This window comes from Cupriavidus sp. H18C1, from assembly GCF_049311595.1.
GTDB lineage: Bacteria > Pseudomonadota > Gammaproteobacteria > Burkholderiales > Burkholderiaceae > Cupriavidus > Cupriavidus cauae.
Window position 1 is genome coordinate 1,009,072 of record NZ_CP186008.1, and the last position, 20,405, is coordinate 1,029,476.

General features: G+C 66.9%; 24 protein-coding genes and 5 pseudogenes. 8 read left to right on the forward strand and 21 right to left on the reverse strand.

Annotated features, from left to right (window positions below; all coding sequences use genetic code 11):
- Window positions 1-67: 67 nt before the first annotated feature.
- Window positions 68-1,057 (reverse strand): annotated as a pseudogene (locus OJJOAM_RS04730) (NAD(P)/FAD-dependent oxidoreductase); the annotation flags it as partial.
- 479 nt (window positions 1,058-1,536) lie between these two features.
- Between OJJOAM_RS04730 and OJJOAM_RS04735 the strand changes: the two are divergent.
- A complete protein-coding gene (locus OJJOAM_RS04735; RefSeq protein ID WP_422649020.1) occupies window positions 1,537-2,718 on the forward strand; it encodes a benzoate/H(+) symporter BenE family transporter in 1,182 nt (393 codons plus the stop codon).
- Between the two features lie 271 nt (window positions 2,719-2,989).
- Here the strand turns inward: OJJOAM_RS04735 and OJJOAM_RS04740 are convergent, their stop codons facing one another.
- Entirely contained in the window at window positions 2,990-3,637 is a 648-nt protein-coding gene (locus OJJOAM_RS04740) for a potassium channel family protein (protein WP_422649021.1), read from the reverse strand.
- Window positions 3,638-3,677: 40 nt separating this feature from the next.
- Window positions 3,678-5,006 (reverse strand): TrkH family potassium uptake protein, encoded by a 1,329-nt coding sequence (locus OJJOAM_RS04745; protein WP_422649022.1) that lies wholly within the window; start codon window positions 5,004-5,006, stop codon window positions 3,678-3,680.
- A 176-nt stretch (window positions 5,007-5,182) separates the two neighbouring features.
- Here OJJOAM_RS04745 and OJJOAM_RS04750 point away from each other — a divergent pair, with 176 nt between their 5' ends.
- The 7 genes from OJJOAM_RS04750 (at window position 5,183) to OJJOAM_RS04780 (ending at window position 9,447) form a co-directional block, all read left to right on the forward strand.
- The gene (locus tag OJJOAM_RS04750; protein ID WP_422649023.1) at window positions 5,183-5,452 is read left to right on the forward strand and encodes a hypothetical protein; all 270 of its coding nucleotides are present in this window, start codon (window positions 5,183-5,185) and stop codon (window positions 5,450-5,452) included.
- Window positions 5,453-5,541: 89 nt separating this feature from the next.
- A complete protein-coding gene (locus OJJOAM_RS04755) occupies window positions 5,542-6,006 on the forward strand; it encodes a hypothetical protein (RefSeq protein ID WP_422649024.1) in 465 nt (154 codons plus the stop codon).
- A gap of 444 nt (window positions 6,007-6,450) precedes the next feature.
- Entirely contained in the window at window positions 6,451-6,714 is a 264-nt protein-coding gene (locus OJJOAM_RS04760) for a hypothetical protein (protein WP_422649025.1), read from the forward strand.
- Window positions 6,715-6,735: 21 nt separating this feature from the next.
- On the forward strand, window positions 6,736-7,188 hold the full coding sequence (locus OJJOAM_RS04765) for a hypothetical protein (RefSeq protein ID WP_422649026.1): 453 nt from the start codon (window positions 6,736-6,738) through the stop codon (window positions 7,186-7,188).
- A gap of 9 nt (window positions 7,189-7,197) precedes the next feature.
- Window positions 7,198-7,425: a DUF2188 domain-containing protein gene (locus OJJOAM_RS04770; protein WP_422649027.1), complete on the forward strand. Its 228-nt coding sequence runs from the start codon at window positions 7,198-7,200 to the stop codon at window positions 7,423-7,425.
- Between the two features lie 267 nt (window positions 7,426-7,692).
- Complete coding sequence (locus OJJOAM_RS04775) at window positions 7,693-8,262, forward strand: SOS response-associated peptidase family protein (protein ID WP_422649028.1); 570 nt, start codon at window positions 7,693-7,695, stop codon at window positions 8,260-8,262.
- A gap of 66 nt (window positions 8,263-8,328) precedes the next feature.
- Window positions 8,329-9,447, forward strand: coding sequence for a KAP family P-loop NTPase fold protein (locus OJJOAM_RS04780; protein ID WP_422649029.1), 1,119 nt, complete (start codon window positions 8,329-8,331; stop codon window positions 9,445-9,447).
- A 313-nt stretch (window positions 9,448-9,760) separates the two neighbouring features.
- Here the strand turns inward: OJJOAM_RS04780 and OJJOAM_RS04785 are convergent, their stop codons facing one another.
- From OJJOAM_RS04785 to OJJOAM_RS04870, 18 genes and pseudogenes are all read right to left on the reverse strand, one after another.
- The gene (locus tag OJJOAM_RS04785; protein ID WP_422649030.1) at window positions 9,761-10,318 is read right to left on the reverse strand and encodes a DUF2514 family protein; all 558 of its coding nucleotides are present in this window, start codon (window positions 10,316-10,318) and stop codon (window positions 9,761-9,763) included.
- Window positions 10,315-10,855 (reverse strand): annotated as a pseudogene (locus tag OJJOAM_RS04790) (glycoside hydrolase family 19 protein). The gene OJJOAM_RS04785 and the pseudogene OJJOAM_RS04790 overlap by 4 nt, the downstream one beginning before the upstream one ends.
- Window positions 10,852-11,130, reverse strand: coding sequence for a hypothetical protein (locus OJJOAM_RS04795; protein ID WP_422649031.1), 279 nt, complete (start codon window positions 11,128-11,130; stop codon window positions 10,852-10,854). Before OJJOAM_RS04795 ends, OJJOAM_RS04790 begins: the two are co-directional and overlap by 4 nt.
- A gap of 201 nt (window positions 11,131-11,331) precedes the next feature.
- On the reverse strand, window positions 11,332-11,691 hold the full coding sequence (locus OJJOAM_RS04800; RefSeq protein ID WP_422649032.1) for a tail fiber assembly protein: 360 nt from the start codon (window positions 11,689-11,691) through the stop codon (window positions 11,332-11,334).
- Window positions 11,692-11,723: 32 nt separating this feature from the next.
- Window positions 11,724-12,620 (reverse strand): hypothetical protein, encoded by an 897-nt coding sequence (locus OJJOAM_RS04805; protein WP_422649033.1) that lies wholly within the window; start codon window positions 12,618-12,620, stop codon window positions 11,724-11,726.
- A 3-nt stretch (window positions 12,621-12,623) separates the two neighbouring features.
- Window positions 12,624-13,091, reverse strand: a complete 468-nt coding sequence (locus OJJOAM_RS04810; RefSeq protein ID WP_422649495.1) for a YmfQ family protein — start codon at window positions 13,089-13,091, stop codon at window positions 12,624-12,626.
- Window positions 13,072-13,224, reverse strand: coding sequence for a hypothetical protein (locus tag OJJOAM_RS04815; protein WP_422649034.1), 153 nt, complete (start codon window positions 13,222-13,224; stop codon window positions 13,072-13,074). The genes OJJOAM_RS04810 and OJJOAM_RS04815 overlap by 20 nt, the downstream gene beginning before the upstream one ends.
- Entirely contained in the window at window positions 13,215-13,355 is a 141-nt protein-coding gene (locus OJJOAM_RS04820) for a hypothetical protein (RefSeq protein WP_422649035.1), read from the reverse strand. Before OJJOAM_RS04820 ends, OJJOAM_RS04815 begins: the two co-directional genes overlap by 10 nt.
- A gap of 30 nt (window positions 13,356-13,385) precedes the next feature.
- Window positions 13,386-13,514 (reverse strand): annotated as a pseudogene (locus OJJOAM_RS04825) (baseplate J/gp47 family protein); the annotation flags it as partial.
- 91 nt (window positions 13,515-13,605) lie between these two features.
- Window positions 13,606-14,262: pseudogene (locus OJJOAM_RS04830) on the reverse strand (baseplate J/gp47 family protein); the annotation flags it as partial.
- Window positions 14,252-14,657, reverse strand: a pseudogene (locus tag OJJOAM_RS04835) (phage GP46 family protein). The pseudogenes OJJOAM_RS04830 and OJJOAM_RS04835, both read right to left, overlap by 11 nt.
- Window positions 14,654-15,241 carry a phage baseplate assembly protein V gene (locus OJJOAM_RS04840; RefSeq protein WP_422649036.1) on the reverse strand — a complete coding sequence of 196 codons (588 nt, stop codon included), beginning with the start codon at window positions 15,239-15,241 and terminating at the stop codon, window positions 14,654-14,656. The pseudogene OJJOAM_RS04835 and the gene OJJOAM_RS04840 overlap by 4 nt, the downstream one beginning before the upstream one ends.
- A complete protein-coding gene (locus tag OJJOAM_RS04845) occupies window positions 15,241-16,356 on the reverse strand; it encodes a phage baseplate assembly protein (RefSeq protein ID WP_422649037.1) in 1,116 nt (371 codons plus the stop codon). The genes OJJOAM_RS04840 and OJJOAM_RS04845 overlap by 1 nt, the downstream gene beginning before the upstream one ends.
- Entirely contained in the window at window positions 16,353-17,591 is a 1,239-nt protein-coding gene (locus OJJOAM_RS04850) for a DNA circularization protein (RefSeq protein WP_422649038.1), read from the reverse strand. The genes OJJOAM_RS04845 and OJJOAM_RS04850 overlap by 4 nt, the downstream gene beginning before the upstream one ends.
- A 19-nt stretch (window positions 17,592-17,610) precedes the next feature.
- Window positions 17,611-19,599, reverse strand: a complete 1,989-nt coding sequence (locus OJJOAM_RS04855; RefSeq protein WP_422649039.1) for a phage tail tape measure protein — start codon at window positions 19,597-19,599, stop codon at window positions 17,611-17,613.
- 3 nt (window positions 19,600-19,602) lie between these two features.
- Window positions 19,603-19,746, reverse strand: a complete 144-nt coding sequence (locus OJJOAM_RS04860; RefSeq protein ID WP_422649040.1) for a hypothetical protein — start codon at window positions 19,744-19,746, stop codon at window positions 19,603-19,605.
- Window positions 19,747-19,770: 24 nt separating this feature from the next.
- On the reverse strand, window positions 19,771-19,974 hold the full coding sequence (locus tag OJJOAM_RS04865; RefSeq protein WP_422649041.1) for a phage tail assembly protein: 204 nt from the start codon (window positions 19,972-19,974) through the stop codon (window positions 19,771-19,773).
- Window positions 19,975-20,034: 60 nt separating this feature from the next.
- A complete protein-coding gene (locus OJJOAM_RS04870) occupies window positions 20,035-20,382 on the reverse strand; it encodes a phage tail tube protein (RefSeq protein WP_422649042.1) in 348 nt (115 codons plus the stop codon).
- Window positions 20,383-20,405 lie beyond the last annotated feature (23 nt).

Here is a 20,405-nt window from a genome sequence, read left to right on the forward strand (position 1 = left end):
CCGGCCCGCCCTCGCGCAGATGCGCGGCGATCGCGGTGCCGATCGTCTCGCCATGCTCCCATGCCGAATGGATGCCGCCCGCGGTGACCGGCGACACCACGCCGGCCGCATCGCCCGCCAGCAGCACGCCGTCGCGGCCCAGCGGCAGCACCGGTCCGCCGCAGGGAATCAGGCCGGCGCGCGTCGAGGCCGGCACCGCGTCGTCGGGCACGTCCAGCAGATGCCGGACGCGGGCAAGAAAGCCCTCGATGTCGGGCGTACGCGGGCCGCGGCGGCGGCGCCGCAGCGCCAGGCCCATCTGCACGCCGGTGGGCGTCTGCGCGGCCCAGCCGAGATAGCCGGGCGCAAAACGCTTGCCGACGAAGCAGTGCAAGGCGCCCGGCTCGGGCAGGGTCAGGCCGTCGAATTCGTACTCGATGCCGTACAGGAACTCCCGGGGGCCGGGCAGGCCCAGCCACGCCGCCACGCGCGACTTGGCGCCGTCGGCGCCGACCAGGTAGCGGCTGCGGCCGATGCCCGGAATGCGCCAGCGGTCGCCATCGCGCATCGCCTGCACGAAGGGCGTGCCGAGGTGCACCGTCACGCCATGCCGCACCAGTTCGTCGGCCAGCCAGCGCATCAGCGCCGGCGTATCGGTGGTCAGGAAGTAGTAGCCGGTCGCGTCCAGCCGCAGGCTGCGCAGCGCCGGCGAATAGAGCCGGACCTGCTCGACGCGGCGGAAGCAGTGCGCCGGCGCGCGGCCCAGCCAGGTACGCTCGGCCGCCTCCTTGACGACGATGCCGGTGGTATGGAGCTTCGCGCCCGGATCGCGCTTGCGCTCGAGCACCGCCACGCGCAGGCCGGCGCGCGCGGCCGCCAGCGCGCAGGCGGCGCCGGCAAAACTGGCGCCGACGACGATCACGTCGTAGTCGGTCATGCCCGATGCGAGCGGAAAGACGGTGCGTGCGGAGTCCGAAGCGGAGGCGGAAGCCGGGCCGCGAGTGGAAGCAGGGTCGGAACCAACAGCGGGGTCGGAAGCGGAATTCGGGACGGACACTGCGGGACGGGATGGCATCATGCCGGGCTCCTGTTGCGTCGGTGACAGGCAGCGCAGTGTCGCGGGCGAATGTGAAGGCGGCGTGGGGTTGATGTGTGGCGGGGAAGCCACCGACGTTCCGCCGGTGCCGATCGCCGGCCCATAAAAAGAACAGCCCGCGACATAGGCGGGCTGAAGAGTCTCTCCTCGGTGCCCTGCTCCCAAGGCACGGCCTCACTGTATCGGGACGGCGGCAGGGGCTCCAGTCGGACAAATCCGTAAGGGAAAACGCCTGTAGGCCGGCGGCGGTCCGCCGCGACCTCCGCGGCGCCGCACCCCCGCCGCGTCGACGATGCCGCGCGCTCGTGCGAAGATGTCGCCCTCAACGCACTGCAGGCCCGATCGCCCCCGCATCTTCGCATTCCGGCTGCCGTGGCCGATCGCCGCAAATCACCGATCGCCGCGGCGCCGGCTCGTCCACCGCGCCATGCGGCCGGCCGCACAGACCAAACCGAATCGCCATGCCCTCCGCCACGCTCAAAGTCACCGATCTTTCCGTTTCGGCCTTCGTCGCCGGACTGGTCGCCATGCTGACCGGTTACACCAGCTCGCTGGTGCTGATGATCCAGGCCGGACAGGCCGCGCATCTGAGCGACGCGCAGATTGCCTCGTGGATCTGGGCGCTGTCGATCGGCATGGGCGTGACCACCATCGGGCTGTCGCTGCTCACGCGCGTGCCGATCGTCATCGCGTGGTCCACACCCGGCGCCGCGCTGCTGATCGCCAGCCTGCCCGGCGTGCCCTACGCCGAGGCGATCGGCGCCTTCCTGCTGGCCGCGCTGCTGATGACAGCCGCCGGCCTGACCGGCTGGTTCGACCGGCTGATGCGCGCGCTGCCGGCCAGCATCGCGGCGGCGCTGCTCGCCGGCATCCTGTTCCGCATCAGCATCGACGTGTTCGTGCAGGCGCAGCACCAGACGCTGCTGCTGTTGCCGATGTTCGCGGTCTATCTGCTGGGCAAGCGCTGGTGGCCCCGCTATGCGGTGCCGGGCGTGCTGGTGATCGGCGTGGCGCTCGCCGGCGTGCTGGGGCAACTGCATTTCGAGCAATTCCATTTCGCGGTCGCTGCGCCGGTGTGGACCACCCCCGCGTTCTCGCTGCAGGCCTTCGTCAGCATCGCGATTCCGCTGTTCATCGTCGCGCTGGCATCGCAGAACATTCCCGGCCTTGCGGTGCTGCGGGCCGACGGCTATCACGTCAAGGCGTCGCCGCTGATCACCGTGACGGGCCTGGCCTCCGCGGTGCTGGCACCGTTCGGCTCGCACGGCATCAACCTCGCCGCGATCACGGCGGCCATCTGCACCGGCAGCGAGGCGCACCCGGACCCGGCGCGGCGCTACACCGCGGCGGTAGTCTGCGGCATCGGCTACCTGGTCGCCGGCACGCTGGCCGCCAGCATCGCGGCGCTGTTCGCCGCCTTCCCGCAGGCGCTGGTGATCGCCGTCGCAGCGTTCGCGCTGCTCGGCTCGATCGCCAGCGGCCTGACCACGGCGATGCAGAACCCCGGCGAGCGCGAGGCGGCGCTGCTGACCTTCATGATTACGGCGTCGGGCATGACGCTCGTCGGCATCGGCTCGGCGTTCTGGGGCGTGGTGGGCGGGATCGTCGCGCTGTGGGTGCTGCGGCCGCGGGAAGGGCGTTGAGCGCCGGACGGCCGCTCCACGCAGGCAAATTCATCAAGGGAGAGGAAGCACGGCCGCCGTTGGGCTAATCGAACTCCAGGCCACCGTCGCGATGCAGCCGCCCGAGCCGCCTTAGCTGCGCAGGCAGAATGCCGTTCAGCGACAACGCGGCAACGCGTCGAGAGGGAAGAAGCCGCCTGATCGGTTTCGCCATCCGTCGACGCGCCCGCGGCGACGATCTCGCCTTCGAAGATCAGCCTCCCGATACGGAACGGTGAATCCGGGCCGCGAACTAGCGCTTGGTCACGTCGCCCGCGAACGACTGAATCTTGCGCGTCGGGCCCGACACGATCAGCAGATCGCCCGGCAACACGCGCGTGCTCGGCGTGGCGTGCTGGAAATCCTCGTTGGCGCGCTTGACGCCCACCACCGTGACGCCGGACTTCTCCCGCACGCCGGATTCCGCCAGCGTCTGGTTGAAGGTCGACGCCGGCGCATGGACCTTGGCGATGGCGAAGCCGTCGTCGAACTCGATGAAATCCATCATGCGGCCGGTGATCAGATGCGCGACGCGCTCGCCCATGTCCGCTTCCGGATAGACGACATGATGCGCGCCGATGCGCTGCGCGATCTGCCCGTGCTCGGCCGACATCGCCTTGACCCAGATGTCCTTGATGTCGAGTTCGGTCAGCGTCATGATCGTCATCAGGCTGGCCGCAAGGTCCGAGCCGATGCCGACGATGGCATGGGCGAAGTCGGCCACGCCGAGCTGGCGCATCACGTTGACGTTGGTGGAATCCGCCTGCACCGCATGCGTCAGGTAGTTGCCCCAGAGCTGCACGGGCTCCGCGTCCTTGTCGAGACCCATCACGTCGTGGCCCAGACGCATCAGCGACTGCGCGACCGAGCTGCCGAAGCGGCCCAGTCCGATCACGACCACGCTGTCTCCTCTCGAGAAGGAGAACTGCTCGGTAAATAATCTAGCCAACAATTGGGTGCTCCTCTGGATAGCGGAACGGCATGCGGCGCTCGCCCAATACCAGCGATGCCGCCAGCGTAATCGTGCCCACCCGGCCGGCATACATCAGCAGGATCAGCGTCAACTGGGCCGGCACCGGCAGATCGCCGGTGATCCCCGTCGACAGGCCGGTCGTTCCGAAGGCGGCGATGACCTCGAAGATGATCTGATCGGTCGGCACGTCGGTCGTGATCAGCAACACCAGTGTACCGAGGGTGACCATCGCGCTGCCGAGCACCAGCACCGTGACGGCCTGGCGCTGGGCCGAGGCGCCCAGTCTGCGGCCGTATGCCTCGCAGTCGCTTTGCCCGCGGATCTCGGCGATCACCAGCAGGACCAGGATGGCGATCGTGCCGACCTTGACGCCGCCGGCGGTACTGGCGCTGCCGCCGCCGATGAACATCAGGAAGTAGTGCAGCGCCCACGTTTCGGGCGTCAGCAAGCTGATGTCCAGGGTATTGAAGCCCGCGGTCCGTGCCGCCACCGATGCGAAGGCCGCTGACAGCAGCTTGTCGGCGGCTGACATCGGGCCCAGCGTATTCGGATTGGTCCATTCGAACAGCAGCACCCCGACGAAGCCCATCGCCAGCAGCACCGCCGTGCCGGCGAGGGTCAGCTTGGTATGCAGGGACCAATGATGCGGGCTGCGCGCCTTGCGCCGGACATCGTGCAGCACCGGGAATCCGATACCGCCGACCACGGTAGCCAGCATCACCGGCATCAGGATCAGCGCATCGGCGGCATAGCGCGTCAGGCTGTCCGCATGGATCGAAATGCCGGCATTGTTGAAGGCGGACACCGCATGGAACAGTCCGCTCCACACCGCATCGCCCCATGGCAGGTCATGGGCAAGGCGAAGCCGCAGCGTCAGCAGCGTCGCGACCAGCGCCTCGGACGCCAGCGTCACCGCCAGCACCAGCCGCGCGACGCTGGTCACGTCGCCCATGCCCAGCGAGCGCGTCTCGACCTGCGTGATCAGCTTCGTGCGCAGCCGCAGCGAACGGTTGACCATCAGGCCCAGCAGGGTCGCCGCGGTCATCATGCCGAAGCCGCCGATCTGGAACAGCACGAGAATCACAGCCTGGCCGAAGCCGGACCAGTAGGTGCCGGTGTCGACGACGACGAGGCCCGTCACGCAGACGGCGGATACCGCGGTGAACACGGCCGTCAGCCACGGCACGGGCTGCCCGTCCGCCTGGGAGATCGGCAGGAGCAGCAGCAGCGTGCCGAGCGCGATCGCCAGCAGGAAGGCCAGCGCGACGACGCGCGGCGGATGCGCGATGGATTTCATCGGTCGATCATCCGCGCATCGGCAGTGCCGGGCTCGGGCACGCAGCAGATCGCTTCTTGTTGTCGGTCCATGTCGTCGACTCCGGGAAGGCGCTCCACCACTGCATTGGAGGCTGTTTCCTCGCTACGGCAAGAGGCCGCCGATTCTACACGGGCCCCCCTCCGCATCGAACCTCCATGGTCGTGCTGCCGCGCCATGCGCGCAAGCACCTCGCTCGCCAGCGCCGGCGTTGCCACCGTTGCTACGGTCGCCACGGTCGCACGGTGGTCATGGTCGCCACCGTTGCCGCTGCCACCGTTGCCACCGTTGGCACCGTTGGCACCGTTGTCACCGTTGTCACCGTTGTCACCGTTGCCACCATTGCCACCATTGCCACCATTGCCACCATTGCCACCATTGCGCGCGTGGTTGTAAGCCGCATTGGCGCGGATGACAAGGCTCGTTAATCACCGTTGCAAAATCGAACAGAATGTCAGACGCCTCGCCGCTACAGTGAACCTTCCCATGCCTGTAGGCGTTTTATGGAGGTACACGAATGAAGCAACATCTGGCGAAATCCCTGTTGATGGCTGGCGCGATGATCGCGTCGTACCCGCTGCTGGCGCAGCAGTCCCAGCCGATGCAGTCGACTCAGCCGATGCCGGCCGCTCAGACGATGCAGCCGATGCAGTCCACCCAATCCTCGCCATACGCGCAATCCGCGCAATCCGCGCAACCCACCCAATCGATCCAGTCCGCGCCTTCCGCGCAGGCGATGCCGTCGGCTCAGCCGATGCAGGGCATGCCCGCGGCAACGTCGCCAGCGCAATCCGCCGCACCGGTTGCCGGCGACCCGTATGCGCAAGCTGCCGCCCCCGCCGCGCAGCCGGGCATGGCGCCGGCCGATCCCTCCCTGGTACGCAGCACTGACCCTGCCATCGATCCGGCCAGCATGAGCCTGGCACCGGACGCGCTGGGCACGCGCCTGGGCCAGCGCAGCCTCTTCCTCGACGGCGCCTGATCGCCGACGGCCGTTCGTAGTGCCGGACGCCGCTCGCCCATCGGAGCACAAGCGACGTCCGGCTTCCGGCTTCCGGCTTCCGGCGTCGCGGGCGCGGGCGCGGGCGCGGGCGCGAAGCGCCAAGCGCGAAGACGCGACGTGTAGGGGGGCCGCCAAGCGCGAAGACGCGACGTGTAGGGGGGCCGCCAAGCGCGGAGACACGACGCGTGGGGGCCGCCAGGCGTGGAAGTCGCGAAGCGCGGCTGATGCGAAATCGAATGGGGAGAGTGGTCCCGCCGACAGGAATCCTCTTCGTATATATATCAATGCCTTATCTCCGTATGGCGGGATTTTGGCGTGATTCCATGGCCCAGACGCGACACTTCGGCATCTAGGGTAGCCATACGCACCACGTCGTTGGCCAGCGCGTTATACTGTATATCTGTACAGTAATCGCTGCAGACCATGCCGGCTACCTACCCCACTGCATCTGTATTTCTTGAAGCCCATTTCTTTGCGGATGACGGCGAGGAACTGCGGCTGCCCTGTGTGGCAGTCACCGTCTGCAATGACCGCATCGTCGTGTGCGGCATCGCGACGCGCCACCTGAACGCCATCCGCTGGATCCCGGATGCCCTGTCCTTCCGGGCCTACGAACGCCACCACCGTTTTCCCGTTGGCCGGCCGGTAGTGCTCGACCAGGAGTCCGCCCGCTTTCCTCTCCTGTGAGGCGCCGCGGCGACATGATCCATGACCAATCGGTATTGCCCGGCCGACCTGCCCGCGCTAACGGCCGAAGAGCTGCGAGACATCTGGGAGCGGAATCGCGTGCCGGATGTCCGCGACCTGCTATGGGAAATCGCCCGCCTGCGTCAGCGCGTCAGCTCGGCGCACTACTTCATCGCGCTTGTTGAAGCCGGCCAGCCGGGGGCGCAGTTGATGGCGCACACCTACCTGGCCAACTTCGCCGCGGAGCCGTGCGTACTCGAGGACATCGAGGCGGACTACAGCAGCGGCCCGCCAGGCTCACGCAATGGCGCGGCGAAATTCCGACCGATGAAGAGCTCCAGCTGTTCGAGGCGATGCACCGGCAGGCGCGCGAGCGGATCAAGGAAAGGAAGCGCCGGCGGCGCCGTTGAGTGTCGGACGTGCCCCCTATACCGGTTTGCCAGCCAATCGCGTACAACGCTATGGAATCCATAAGGGGCAATCATGGCAGCAGGAGACATCCACGTTGTGCCGGCGGCCGGGGACGCCTGGACGGTTGAAATCGAAGGCGCAGGCCGCTCGAGTCTCCGGTACGAGTCGGAGGAAGACGCGATCACGGACGCGACCGTGACGGCCAAAGTGGCGAGGGTCGAGTTGATCATCCATGGCCGAGACGGCCAAATCCGGGAGCGCAAACGCTTCGGGGACGCCCGCAGTGACATCCGGGGCTAACGGGATTGAGGTCGGTAACCCAAACAGGTTACGATTACGTGGCCTAAGGTCCCAACCGATGGCACTGGGCCTGCCCCAACGGGCTCATTATGCGTCTGCCCCCAGCAGGCGCATTTTTTTGCCGTGCGCAACTACGGGGAGGCGTGTCTAGCACGTGGGTCGAACGGTAGATTGGCCGCTTATGGAGGCCTCCATGTGCGTCAACTACAAGCCCATCCAACGGAAGATCCTGCGCGATGTGTTCGGCGTCGAGCCGCCGCCGCAGGAATGGCCGGAGGAGACCTGGCCGAACTACCGGGCGCCGATCATCCGGGCCGATACCGGCCAGCACGCCGCGATAGTGGCCACCTTCTCCTTCCTGCCGGACGACCGGAACCCCGCAAACTGGAAACGAAGAACATCAAGTCAGAAACTGTCGGTGAGAAGAACAATTTCGGCCAGTACTGGAGGGCCAGCCAGCTCTGCCTGGTGCCGATGGAGAGCTTCTTCGAGCCGAACTATGAGGCGGACCGCGACAAGAGCACGCGGTATCGAATCTGGCTGAAGGACGAGCCGGCATTCGCGGTGGCCGGGCTGTGGCGGGACTGGCCGGACGGGCTGATCTCATTCGGGCTGTTCACGGTCGACGCGAGCCAGCACCCGATCATGAGCCGAATGCACCGGCCGGATAAAGAGAAGCGGTCGATCGTGATCGTGCCGCGAGAGAGATGGGACGACTGGCTGGAATGCCGCAATCCCGAGTTGGCGCGCACCTTCATGCGGCTGTATCCGGCCAATTCTATGGACGCCGCACCTGACCCCGTTCCGCCGCGACCGCGTAAGGCCGCGGTCGCTTGACATCCCCACTTACTGAGCAACACCATTCACTTCTTCGACAACAGCCATCCGAGCCAATATCACAAGATGACTAAAAAGCGCCCGGCCACATCGCCACAGCCCACAACACCGTTTGAAGATGACAAGCTTAGGCGCGCCGCATCGGCGGAATATCTAACGGAATACCTTCTGGGAAAGCACGCCACTCGAAAAGAGCGGAACGATAGCAATTCATTCATTCTGAATGTGAATGCACCTTGGGGCATAGGAAAGACCTATTTCCTCACCAATTGGGCCGAATCACTGCGGCAACGTGGCTATGTGGTTGTCGTCTTCGACGCCTGGCAAAACGACTATTGCGAACAGCCCCTCATAGGATTTATGTCGGAAGTTGAAGAACAACTAACATCCGCACTTGGAAGAACTACCAAAGCGAGGGCTCGCCTTACAAAGCTTTTGGACTCGGGAAAAAAAATCATTAGCGTAGCGCCCGCCATCATAGCCGCGACTGCGGTGAAGCAGCTTACCGGAATGACAACCGACAACATAGGCGACATGGCCACAGCGAGCGCGGGAGAAGTTGCCGAAAAGATCAGGGACAAATTGTACGAACAGAACAAGGAAACAAAGGCCGCCATAGCTTCTTTTAAATCGTCGCTATCTTCGATCGTAACTCACTTCGAAGAAGACAGTAAAAGCAAGTTACCGATATTCTTCTTTGTTGACGAGCTGGACCGTTGCAGGCCAGACTATGCAATCGAGCTACTTGAGACGGTAAAGCATCTCTTCGGCGTTAATGGTGTTTACTTCGTCATCGCCACTGACACCGAGCAGCTTTGCGCCTCGGTCAATGCGGTCTACGGAGAAAGGTTTTCTGCCGACAAGTACCTAAGACGGTTCTTCCACGCGGAATACACCTTTCCCACCTTGGATAATGAACTATATACCGACTATTTGCTATCCAGATTCGGATTACAGAATAGCGATCGTCTCGTTACTCCGTCATTGTCTCCAAAGCGCACCTTTAACATCTCCCCTCCAAACCAAAATTCTTCGTTCTTCTGCGCCATTTCCGATTTATTTGGTTTAACCCTTCGGGATCAGGAGCAAACAGCGGAGATCATCGATGCTGTTTTTTTTGACAACAGGAGACCGGAAATTTCACTTTCCCGCCCTTCTCACCTGGGCAGCGATAAAGCAAAGTAGAAGTGACATATTCAAAGATCTATACGACTCTTCGGCACGTGGCCTAAAGAAGCTTCAAGATAGTTTTAAAAAAGGACACACATTACGTCGGCCACAGCGACGGAAGAACCTCCCTTAAAAATTTGAGCGATATTGTCTGCCGCATAGTTGAATGGACTCATGAAACACAAGAGCGGCTCTACGAGAGATACAACCATATATCACATAGCGTCGATAATGCCATTTTAGGGCTAGCATTAAATCAGGGTACCTTTGGCGACTACCCCGAACTCGTATCGAATGCCTCGAGCATTACCCGAGGCGTGAAATCGGTTTAAGGAAAAGCCTCGGGTCCCTTCTTGGCTTGCTGTACTAGCGCGCCGTAGGCACGTTCGCATGCGCTCCCTGCGACGTGGGCACTGTCAGCAAATTCAGCCAAGATTCCCGCTCGGCGGTCACACCGGCCGAGCACGTCGGCAAGCACTCCGATGGGATCGCCGGCTGCCGAGCTTCCGCCGGTAGCGGCGGGGTCGCCGCCGTTGCGGCTGGCGGCGACCAAGTCGGCAACACGCTGGCGCAGCCGGCCAGCAACAGCATCAGCGGCACGAGCATCAGCGCGCGCCTTGTCGGCTTCCTTCTTTGCAGCATTCGAAATCTCCGCTTGTTCGAACACCCGGCGCTGCTCTTCGCGACGGACATCGCCGAGCGCGCCAACCTTCGCCGCTTCCTGGGCGAGCCGTTCCTCGATATAGCCACGGCGCAGCTGCTCCAGTTCACGGTCCTTGCGCCAGCCGTTGGCCGTCCAGCCTGCTGCGACGAGCGCGGCAGCTGCCGCCGCCAGCGCAATGCGGCGCCAGGGCAGCGCCGCCAACGTGGTGGCCAGCGCGATCATGGCTGCACCTCCAGCATCGTCTTTGCGCGAGCCCACAGCGCCCGCCGATCGGCCAGGCCGTTGGTGCCTCCGTTGATGGCGCGCGTCAGGCCGACGAAATCGCCGGCATCGGCAAACCGGTTCAGATTCCGGTGGTGCCAGTACCATGCCGCCGAGGCGGCGGCCGCCACCGGCTGCTCGAGCAGCTCGGGGCGCGCCAGCAGATCGAGTTCCAGGGCGAACCCGCACAGCAGGTAGTTCTTGCGGCCGGTGATCTGGATCAACCCCCCGCCCCATGAACCGCTTGCCGTCGCCAGGCTCGGTGTTGCCGAGGTCGGCGCGCCCCTCATAGCGGCGCTGCGCCGGCGTCGGCCCCCAGATCTCGCGCACATGGCGCAGCTGGTCCGACTCGTGCCCCACCTGCGCCAGGAACGCGGCCGCACGCTCCGGCGTATTGATCGTGAAAGCATCCATGGCGGCGACCAGCGGCAGCGCGAACACGTCGGCACGCGCGCCGGCGTAGGGCATGATGGCCCGCAGCTTGGCAGCGTCGATCATTGCCCCAGCCCCTTGCGCATGTCGGCGTAGATATCATCGATGCCCGCATCGGCACGCCGGTTGATGTAGTTGAACACCCAGCGCACGATCGCCCAGCCGGGCAGCCCGCAGGCGAACACCAGGCCGAACAGCGCAACCAGGCCGATGTAGTCGGCGGTCCAGCTCTGCAGCCCGAAGTGCTGCACCACGGCCGCACCGCCGCCAATGCTCGACACCAACGTCGAGATCAGCGCCGCCGCCCACTCGCCGCGGGTGCGCGGTCGCATCATCAGCATGACCACGAACGCGGCCAGACCGCTGGCGCCGGCCGCGACGCCCGCCGCCCCGCCAATGGCTTTGAAAGCCGCCGCCCCACCCGCTGCCGCCGCGGCACCGCCGCTAATCGGTTCCGACATCCCTTGACCCCGTCAATAAAAAAGCCCGCGCGCGGCGGGCAAAAGAAAGCCGCCCGAAGGCGGCATGTGTTGGTTCCGCGATCAGGCCGGCGGCGCCGGCCAGGTCACCGGGTTTTGCGTCAGATCCAGCCGGTTGAGAGCGACGCGGTACTGCTTCCAGGCCAGCAGCTGCGATTCCTCCTCGGCAGTGGCCATGCCCAGGTCGACGGCATCCTGCAGCGGGGCGATCCGGATGCCGGCCTCGCGCAGCAGCGCATCACGTGTCGTGGTGTTCGCCACCAGGATTTCCTCCGGTGTCGGGCCGGGCGGCGGGCCGAACACGGCGCCGTCGTAGGTCCAGCCCACTTCGGGCTTCGGACTGGCGCCGGTGATGTCCACCCATTTCAGATCCGGATGGAACATCTCGCCGATGTCGCCATCGGTGGCGAACAGCTCGGCCACCTCCCCCGCATAGATTCGTGCGTATTCCCGCATTACACATACTCCCTGACAATCAACAGTCCGGGCGCGCCGCTACCGCCGATGCGCACCGGCATGTTGGAAATGTTCGACGTGCCACCGCCGCCGGCGCCCGGCGTGGTGATGCTGTAGCCGTTGGTGCTGGCCGAGCGCGCCGCGCCGCCACCGAAATGGCTTCCACCGCCCTCGCCGTCGAAGGTCGACACCTCCGACACGCCCATATGCGTAAAGCCGCGCGTGCCAGCCGCGTTGATGTAGCCGCCGCTCGCCGCGGAGCTCTGCCCGCAGACCGCGTACAGCGGCGGTGCGCTCGGGCCGAGCGTCTGGCCACCCGCGCCGCCTGGCGCGCTCAGCAGCGAGCCGAACGACGTGGTGCCGCCGCTCGCGCCATTGGCGCCATTGCCGCCGGCACCGGCAGCACCGACCGTCACGGCGATGCCCGTGGCCGCGGCCTTGGTGTAACGGCCGCGACCGTAGGCCCCGCCGCCGCCGCCGGCGCCGATCGAGATCTGGCCGGTGCCCGTCGCGCGCGCGCCACCCCCTCCGCCACCGCCGCCCACCGCCTCGACATCGACAAACGCCGTGCTTGCCAGCGGATTGAAGACGCTTGCGCCGGCCGCCGTGAAGGCGCCTCCATTGACGGACACCTGCTGCTGACCGCCCACGATCGCATAGACCGAGATCCGCACCAGCCGGCCCTGACCCAGCACGGCGATGGCCTGTGCCAACTGGTTGAGCTCCGCCTCCTTGGGCTCCAGACCCGCGGTGCGGATGACATTGAGCACCTCCTCCGTGATCGCATTGCCCCAGGCACTGGGGATCAGCGAGCCGACCGTCCCTTCGGCGGCGTTCTCGTCCACGAACTTGCCGTTCACGAGCCCGACGTTGGGGACGCTTTTCGGGTAATCCATCTATCAATCTCCGTAATCGAATAACACCAAGGTGTGTGCCGGCGCGTGCCGGCGAAACACGCATTCCACGCCTTCGCCGGGGTTGGCGCCGAAGCGCTCGCCCCATACCGACACACCCCACCGGCGCCCGACTGCCAGGCGCTGGCCAAGGTGGACGGTCCATACGTACTGCTGCCCCCAGGTGCCGAAGCGCGCCACGCCGAAGCGGCTGCGGCCATAGCGCGGCGCCCGGTGCTCGGTGATCCGGGCATGGGGATAACCGAGCTCGCGCGCGAGCTCGAGGAAGTACGCGATCCGCTGGCCACCCACCGCCACATGCCGGCGCCGGACTGCCTTCTGCCGCTCCTCGAAACTCTGTGCCGGTCCCAGGCACGGATCGGGCAAGCCCATCACCCGCTCCCAATCGGGCACCAGTTCGCGCACCGTCAGCGGGTCCATCTCGTTGAGCAGGTCATTGGCCCGTGCGTCGATGCGGGCGAACTCGGGGGGCCAGGCCGGCCAGCACCCGGTGCACTGCCGGCGCCTGTTCCGGCTCCCAGGCCGGGCCGGGCGGCAGCAGCGCCGCCAGCATTTCCCGGTAGTCGCTGTCGGTCCTCACAGCCATGCCACGCTCCCGAAGGTCGGGATCTCGTTTGGCGCCAGCCCGACGTTCGCCGCCGGCGCGATCAGCTCGTGGTCGTTCTCCCCGGCCGCCTGGCTAATTGCCTCGGCCAGATGGGTGCGCAGCACGGTCACGCCGAGATCGCCCTCGCGCTTGATCAGATCGCGCAGGCTCTTCTCCACCGCCGCGCGTGTCGCGGAGGTGTCGGGCGAGAGACGGATCTGAAAGTGCAGCGGCTTGGCCTTGGGCGCCAGCACATAGAGCTCCGCCGTGACCGGGCGCTCGGCCTCGATGTGGTCCCGGACGGCATCGAGCGATGCCTGGCTGGGGGATGGGGTCGGGGTCGTCGTCGCGCATCACGAACACGCCGACCGTGCCGAGGCCCATATAGTGGCGCCGGCACCAGGCGCGCGTGATGCCCGCCACCTCAGTCGCCCAGGTCTCGTAGTCGTCCGCATTCCCGCCGTCCGGCACGATGCGGTAGGACCGGATCACGCGCTGGCGCAACGCCTCGATGCTTTCCTGTTCGGTGCCACCGGTGATGCCGGGCGCCAGCACCGTCGCATTCGGCGCGATGCCGAGCACCGGCGACACCAGCTCGAGCGCGGCACCGGCGGGCAGGTTGCCGGCCACGCCGGGCTCGACAGCGCTCACCGTCACGGTTGCCTGCGCGGCCGTCAGTGTCACCGGGGCCTTCACGACATAGCGTCGGCCGTCGGCATACTGCAGCACCACGGTCTGGTCGATCACGGCGCCGACCTGACCGACGACCGTGATGGGTCCGGTCGCCGCCACCGCTTCGCGCCGCGGCACCTTCAGGCGGAACTTGGCCAGGCGCACCAGCATGTCTTCCTCGCACTCGTCCGGCAGGATCTGCTTGGCGACGAAGGCAAGATAGCCGTGCAGTTCGTGCGCGGCGCCGGCGTGCACGCGGCCCAGCACGATCTGGTCGGAGCGGCGCAACACCCGCTCGGTGGCGCCCGCCAGATCCGCGTCGGTGCGCTCGATCAGTTTCGGAAGGGTCGGAGTATCAAACGGCATGGGCGATCTGCCAAAGGTCGTTGAAGTTGAATTGCGCGAGCGTGGCGCCGGCGTCGTCGTACAGCGTCACCAGCAGGTCCAAGCGCCCGCGCACGGTGTTGAAAGACTGCACCGCCACGCGCGCCACCAGGTCGTCCTCGACCATCCAGCGCAGCGCCTCGTGGGCGTAGTCGACGGCGAGGCGCAGCACCTCGGGCGTGATCGTGCGCCGGCGCAGCAGCCACAGCCGCGAGCCGATCCGATCGCCGGCGATGGCGGGGGAAGCTGTCGCCCCACCAGCCCATGCGCTGGTCGTCATCGAGCGGATCGTCGGGCTCGGCGCGCCGCCAAGTGAACAGGCTGATCACCACCGCGCGATAGAGCAGCGCCTCATCTGCGCTTAGGGTCGTCGTCATACCGGCTCGTCCGTGATGCCACCCGTCTCCGGATGGCGGTGGTGCACCACGCTCTTGCCGCCGGCGACCACGTCGTCGGACACGGCGACGGTGCCGGCCACGGTGATCGCGGCGTCGCCGCCGCCCGCGACGGCGAGCCCGTCCTGCGCGGTCAGCGGCCCCTGCGACACGACCGCGTCCGACGCGACGACCTGCGGCGTATTGAGCTCGACCCGCTCCGACGCGTTGACCCGGAAGATGCGCGTAGTCAGCTCGACGATGCGCCCGCGCCTCATGACCAGCTTGTCGCCCTCGTCGGTGTAGATGGCGACCTCGCCGGGCTTCAGGCCAAGATGGCGATACCGGCGATCGGTGACGCAGACCGTCACGGCGTGGCTGCGATCGCCGCTCGGGAACAGCACCAGCGCCTCGGCACCGTCGTGCGGGCAGCTGGTGTATCCGTACGGCTCGAAATGCTCCACGCCGTCCTTGACCTCCTGGGCGGTCAGGCGCAGCTGCAGCGTCTGCAGCTTGCGCTGCGCGTCGGCCAGCGCCACCACGCCGCGAGCGATCATGCCGACCACCCGCTGACTGATTGCGGACATCACTGTTTCTCCCAATCTTCGGGCAGCAGGTAGACGAAGTCGTCCTTGCCCTTGCCCTTCTTGATGCGGCGCTTCTTGCCCGGCTCGGGCGGCTCGGCCTCGTAGCCGTCCGGCGGCGCCACGGTCAGCGTGGTCAGCGTGCCGGCCACCTCCGACAGGCTGTATTCGATCTCGACGATCAGCATGTCGCGATCGAAGCCGACCAGCGGGTCGATCACGCGCACCACCTGGTTGTGGCGCCACAGCGCGCCATTGGACTGACGCCAGCCCTGCACCACGTAGGTCGCCTTGAGCGCCTTGCTGATGCGGTTCTCGCGCTCCCACGCCACGCGCCGCCGCGACAGCGCCGGCGTGGTCTGGCCGCTCTCGTGCAGCACCAGCACGCGTTTGCGCCCGATGCGCGTGTCGGCGACGCGCGCCTCGACCTCGCTGGCGGCGAGGCCGAACACCTGATCGTTGCCGGCGCGCTGGCCCTTGCTGACGTACTCGGAGAACACGTCGGCAAAGTCGAGCGGCACCTTGCCGCTGAGCACGTTCTTGCCGCGCTCGAGTGCATCGACGGCGCGCCCGGCGCTGCCGGGCCGCGCGATCACCAGGCGCCCACGCTCGTCGTCGGTCGAGAGCAGCTGCGACACGCGCAGCAGCCGGTCGATCGACTCAAAGGCGGTCTCGCCGGGCTGGATGGTGTGATCGGCCAGCGCCGTCCCGTCAGCCAGTTCGCTGGTCACCGTGACGCCGTAGGGCGACGCCAGCGCCTCCACGATCCGGCGCACCGGCTGATTGCGCCACTGGCCAGGCTGGTTGATGGCGCTGCAGTCGACCAGGTCGGCTGTCAGCGAGCGGCCGGCGATCGAGGTGGTGATGCGGTCGGCGTCCCAGCTGACCGGCGTGGCGAACACGTAGCCGGTCAGCACCAGCTCACTGCCGATGCGGATCTCGCCCCGGTCACCTTGCCGGATCTGGCGCGGCCGCTCGCCGCCGCCGGGAAAGCGCCAGGTGATGCCGACCTCGAAGTCGCGCGCCTGGCGCTCGATGCCGGCGCCGATGCGCACCTCCTTCCAGCCGGCAAAGTCCAGGCCGTTGACCGTCAGGGTCACTTCGCTGGCGCCGCTCATGACGCGGCCACCTGCAGCGGCGCCGCGGGCACGAAGCCAGGATGCGCGACGCGGTTGCGCGCGACCACCTCGGCCGCGCGGGTGGCGTCGCCATAGCGGCCATACGCCAGCACCAGCGAGGGCATCGGCTGCGCCGGCGTGACCGTGACCAGGCGCACGCCCTGCCGCGCCACCGCCAGCAGATGGCGTCCGGTCTGGATGCGCGCCTCGGTCAGCGCCTGGAAGTGCGACTGCGGCGCGGTCAGCGTCTGCGTCCACAGCGCCTCGGTCACGGTCTCCCGCAGTTCGAGCACGTCGTCGGCCACCGGCGTGTCGGGCAACGCGATCGGCTGCAGTACCTGCACCTCGACCGCCGGTACCGCGGCCGGCGCCGGCGCCGGGGTCACGATCGGGATCTCGCCGGCCTCGATCACCGTGTCGGCCAGGATCACGTCCTGCAGCAGCGTGACGGCGGCCAGCTGCAGCGCAGCGGCCTCCTGCCCCTGCGGCGCCGGGATCTCGGCCAGCCGGCGCACCGCCTCGGTCTTGCCGAGCAGACTGCCAATGCCCAGCGAGAAGCCGTCGAAGCTGTGCAGCGCGCCGCCGGCACTGGCGAACACGCCGCGGATGATGCCGATCAGGTCGCCGGGCGCATTGACCAGCAGGCCGGCCAGGTTCTGCACCGTGCCCAGGACGGAATAGATCGGCGCGGCATACTCCTGCACCACATCCAGAATCCCCTGCACGCCCTTGATCAACTGCCCGGCCGTGGTCTGCGCCAGGTTGATGTAGCTCAGCGCCGTGCTGTAACGCGACATCGCGCTGTCGAGCAGGTTGGCGCCGCTGGCCGCGGCCAGCTTGCCGGTGTTCGCCACCCCGGCCGGATAGGTCAGTTCGGGCGACTCGGTGAAGGTCAGCTCGAAGCGGACCATCCCGCCCTCGTCGTAGGCGTGGATCATTTCGCCCACGCCAGCCGTCACGCGCAGCGTGCCGAGCCAGGGATGCACCAGCTCGCCCGGCCCCTCCGTTTCCAGCGCCTTGAGCAGCGCGTCACGCTGCTCGAGGCAGTCCGGCCCGATCACGAACGCGGTGACCTTGTGCTCCCGTGTCACCCGCCCCATGTCCTCGACATAGGGGCGGTCCTTACCCGGGTATTCGTGCGTGACCGTCCGTCGGCCGACCGGCACCTTGTCGACCTCGACCTCGAACGGCACGCCGCGAAACGAGCCCGGGCGCAATGCATCGCGCCAGCTCACTGTGATACCTCCGTTGGAATTAGCTCGCCGCCAGCGAGCGATAGCCGACGCGCGGCGTGATCGTCAGCCCCGGCTGATTGGTGGTGCCGGGATCGACCCGCGTGCCCGGCGGCGCGCCCTCGAAGCGCACCACCATGTCGCCGCGCAGCTGCTGGGTCTGCGCGGATTGGGCCGACAGCGAGGCCGACCAGTCCCGCAGCCGCTGCGTGCCGGCGCGCAGGCCAGTGCCAACCGCCGCCGTGACACCGCGCGCAGGCTGGCCGCCGCCCCCGTCGTTGCCGTCGGCGCCGGCGGTGCCGCCGTCGGTCTGCCCCCCGCCGAAGAACGCTCCGACCTTCTGCCCAACCCACTGCGCGCCGCTCATCAGCGGCTCGATGTAGGGCCGCACGCGGTCCCACAGGCCGCGGAACCAGTCCACGATGGGCTCCCAGTTCGACACGATCCAGCCCAGCGGCGTGTAGCTCAGGATCAGCGCCTTGACGCCGTCCCATGCCACCGCCGTCAGCGCGCGCACCGTGTCCCACAGCGCGCCGAAGAACTCGGTGAGCGAGCCCCAGTTGTTGATGATCAGGCCGAGCGGCGTGAAATTTAGGGCGCCGCGAATCCAGCCCCAGGCCGTTTCGGCCGCGCCCTTGATGCCCCCCCACACCGATGCGAAGAACGGCGCCACGGCCGACCAGTTGGCGATCAGCAGGCCGGCCGCGCCGGCGATCACGCGGACGGCGATGCCGATCGGCGACAGGCCGGTCACCGCGTTGAAGACCCGCATGGCGGTCGTCACGCCGACCACCGCCAGCTTGAGCACGCCCAGGCCCACGGCCACGCCCAGCACGCCCTTGATCACCTCCGGATTGGCCGCGGCGAAGTCGGACATCCCGTCCACCAGCGGCCCGGCAAAGGCAAGGAAGTCATTGAGCGGCGGCAGCAGGATGTTGCCGACCGCGATGCCCACTGCCGCGGCGCGGTTGCGCATCAACTGCAAGGCGTTGGCGGTGGTGGCCGCCCTCGCCTCGTACTCCTTGCTCATGGAGCCGGCGTAGGCGGTCGCGTCGCCGACCTTGCGGAAGTTTTGCCGCAGCAGATCCATGTTGGTCAGCAGCGGCGCGATCGCGCCGATCGACTCCTTGCCGAACAGGCCGTCGAGCACCGCAGCCTGCTTGTCCTTGTCGACCTTGCTGATGGCGGTCAGCACCCTCATGACGGTGCCCTCCGCATCCTTCTGCATGGCGGTGGCCAGCTGCTTGGAGTCAAGTCGCAGCGCCTTGAAGGTGGCCTGCTGTTCCTTGGTCGCCGAGGTGCCGGCCGTCAGCGCCAGCATGAAGTTCTTCATGCCGGTGGCGGCGATCTCCTCGCCGACGCCCATGCCGGCCAGCGTGGCACCCATCGCCGCAATCTGGCCGGCGGCCAGCCCGGCAACCTCCCCGAGCGGACCAATGCGCGTGACGATTTCGGAGATCTGGCGCGCGTTGGCCGGCCCGGTGTTGCCCAGGTAGTTGATCTGGTCGGCCAGCGCCACCACCTGGTCCTGGCCGAGCTTGAAGGCGGTGCGCCACTTGGCCATCATGTCGCCGGCCTGATCGGCCGACTGGTCGAAGGCCACGCCCATCTTGACCGCGTCCTCGGTGAAGCGTGGCAGCTCATCGCGCGCGATGCCGGCCTGGCCGCCGGCCGCGGTGATCGCCGCGATGTCCTTGGCCGCCATCGGCAGGCGCTTGGACATACCGAGGATTTCGTCGCCCATTTCCTTGAACTGTGCCGGCGTCTCGAAATCGACCACCTTACGCACGTCCGCCATGGCCGACTCGAAGTCGATCGCCGCCCGGGTGGCCGCCACCACCGGCGCGGCCAGCGCTCCGCCCTGAATCACGTCGCGGAACGACAGGTCACCCAGGCCATCGGCCTTGAGGGCCTTGCGAAACCCCGCGACGTTCTTGCGGATGCCGGCCAGCGCCGGCGACAGCTTGTCGACGCCGGTGATCAGCGCCTTGAGCTGGAACTTGTCAGCCATGGATTACTCCGGGTCGGCACCACGCTCGAGCCGCACCAGCCGCTGGGCCTGGTCGAAATGCTCGACCACGATGCTCAGCGGCCGGGTCATTTCGACCTCCGGGTCGATGCGGTGAAAGCGCGCGACCTCGTAGACCGCGTCGATCAACTCGTCGCAGTCTACGAGGCCTTTTCAAGAAAAACCGGCGATCACCCAGCACAGTTTGTTGAAGTCGCCGATGTCGATCTGGTCGACCGACGACGGCGGGATGCCAGCGAGGCGCACGATGTAGGCATGCGCGGCGGTCGGGTTCAGCTGCACCGCATCGTCCGCGGCGACCCAGTACGGGATCGCCTTGACCGCGCGCGCGTCCTCCGGTGTCGGCTCCCGCAGCACCAGTTCGTGCAGGGTTTCCTTGTGCGCCTCGATCGGCTTGCTCAGGGGGGAAAGTGGTGCTCATTGCCACACGCCCTCCACGCCGTTGAACTCGAGCGCGACCTTGCCGTCGTCGCTGTTGTGGGCGGGCTCGCCGACCACGTAGGCGCCGGTCAGGATGTAGGTCTTGCCGTTCTTGAATTCGACCGTCACCGTCATGTTGATGGCGTCCTGCAGCTTCTTGATCGGGAAGTTGCGGGTGAATGCCACATCGCCCTTGACGTAGGGAACGAGGTCTTCTTCCTTGAACTTGCCCGGGCGCAGGCTTTCGCGCTTGTACTTGCTGATGGGCGCCTCGAAGGCGCCCATCGAATCGAACTGCTCGCCGTCCGCCTTGACATAGACGGTGCCGGCAATCTTTTGACCCATAGCGGTCTCCTGAAAGCGATGCG

Coding starts and splice junctions, on each gene's coding strand:
- OJJOAM_RS04780 (WP_422649029.1), top strand. CDS start 8,329: ATGACTAAAAAGCGCCCGGCCACATCGCCACAGCCCACAACACCGTTT.
- OJJOAM_RS04785 (WP_422649030.1), bottom strand. CDS start 10,318: ATGATCGCGCTGGCCACCACGTTGGCGGCGCTGCCCTGGCGCCGCATT.
- OJJOAM_RS04795 (WP_422649031.1), bottom strand. CDS start 11,130: ATGCTGATGATGCGACCGCGCACCCGCGGCGAGTGGGCGGCGGCGCTG.
- OJJOAM_RS04760 (WP_422649025.1), top strand. CDS start 6,451: ATGCCGGCTACCTACCCCACTGCATCTGTATTTCTTGAAGCCCATTTC.
- OJJOAM_RS04855 (WP_422649039.1), bottom strand. CDS start 19,599: ATGGCTGACAAGTTCCAGCTCAAGGCGCTGATCACCGGCGTCGACAAG.
- OJJOAM_RS04840 (WP_422649036.1), bottom strand. CDS start 15,241: ATGTCCGCAATCAGTCAGCGGGTGGTCGGCATGATCGCTCGCGGCGTG.
- OJJOAM_RS04745 (WP_422649022.1), bottom strand. CDS start 5,006: ATGAAATCCATCGCGCATCCGCCGCGCGTCGTCGCGCTGGCCTTCCTG.
- OJJOAM_RS04815 (WP_422649034.1), bottom strand. CDS start 13,224: ATGGCTGTGAGGACCGACAGCGACTACCGGGAAATGCTGGCGGCGCTG.
- OJJOAM_RS04870 (WP_422649042.1), bottom strand. CDS start 20,382: ATGGGTCAAAAGATTGCCGGCACCGTCTATGTCAAGGCGGACGGCGAG.
- OJJOAM_RS04765 (WP_422649026.1), top strand. CDS start 6,736: ATGACCAATCGGTATTGCCCGGCCGACCTGCCCGCGCTAACGGCCGAA.
- OJJOAM_RS04755 (WP_422649024.1), top strand. CDS start 5,542: ATGAAGCAACATCTGGCGAAATCCCTGTTGATGGCTGGCGCGATGATC.
- OJJOAM_RS04770 (WP_422649027.1), top strand. CDS start 7,198: ATGGCAGCAGGAGACATCCACGTTGTGCCGGCGGCCGGGGACGCCTGG.
- OJJOAM_RS04775 (WP_422649028.1), top strand. CDS start 7,693: ATGGCCGGAGGAGACCTGGCCGAACTACCGGGCGCCGATCATCCGGGC.
- OJJOAM_RS04845 (WP_422649037.1), bottom strand. CDS start 16,356: ATGAGCGGCGCCAGCGAAGTGACCCTGACGGTCAACGGCCTGGACTTT.
- OJJOAM_RS04750 (WP_422649023.1), top strand. CDS start 5,183: ATGGTCGTGCTGCCGCGCCATGCGCGCAAGCACCTCGCTCGCCAGCGC.
- OJJOAM_RS04805 (WP_422649033.1), bottom strand. CDS start 12,620: ATGGATTACCCGAAAAGCGTCCCCAACGTCGGGCTCGTGAACGGCAAG.
- OJJOAM_RS04735 (WP_422649020.1), top strand. CDS start 1,537: ATGCCCTCCGCCACGCTCAAAGTCACCGATCTTTCCGTTTCGGCCTTC.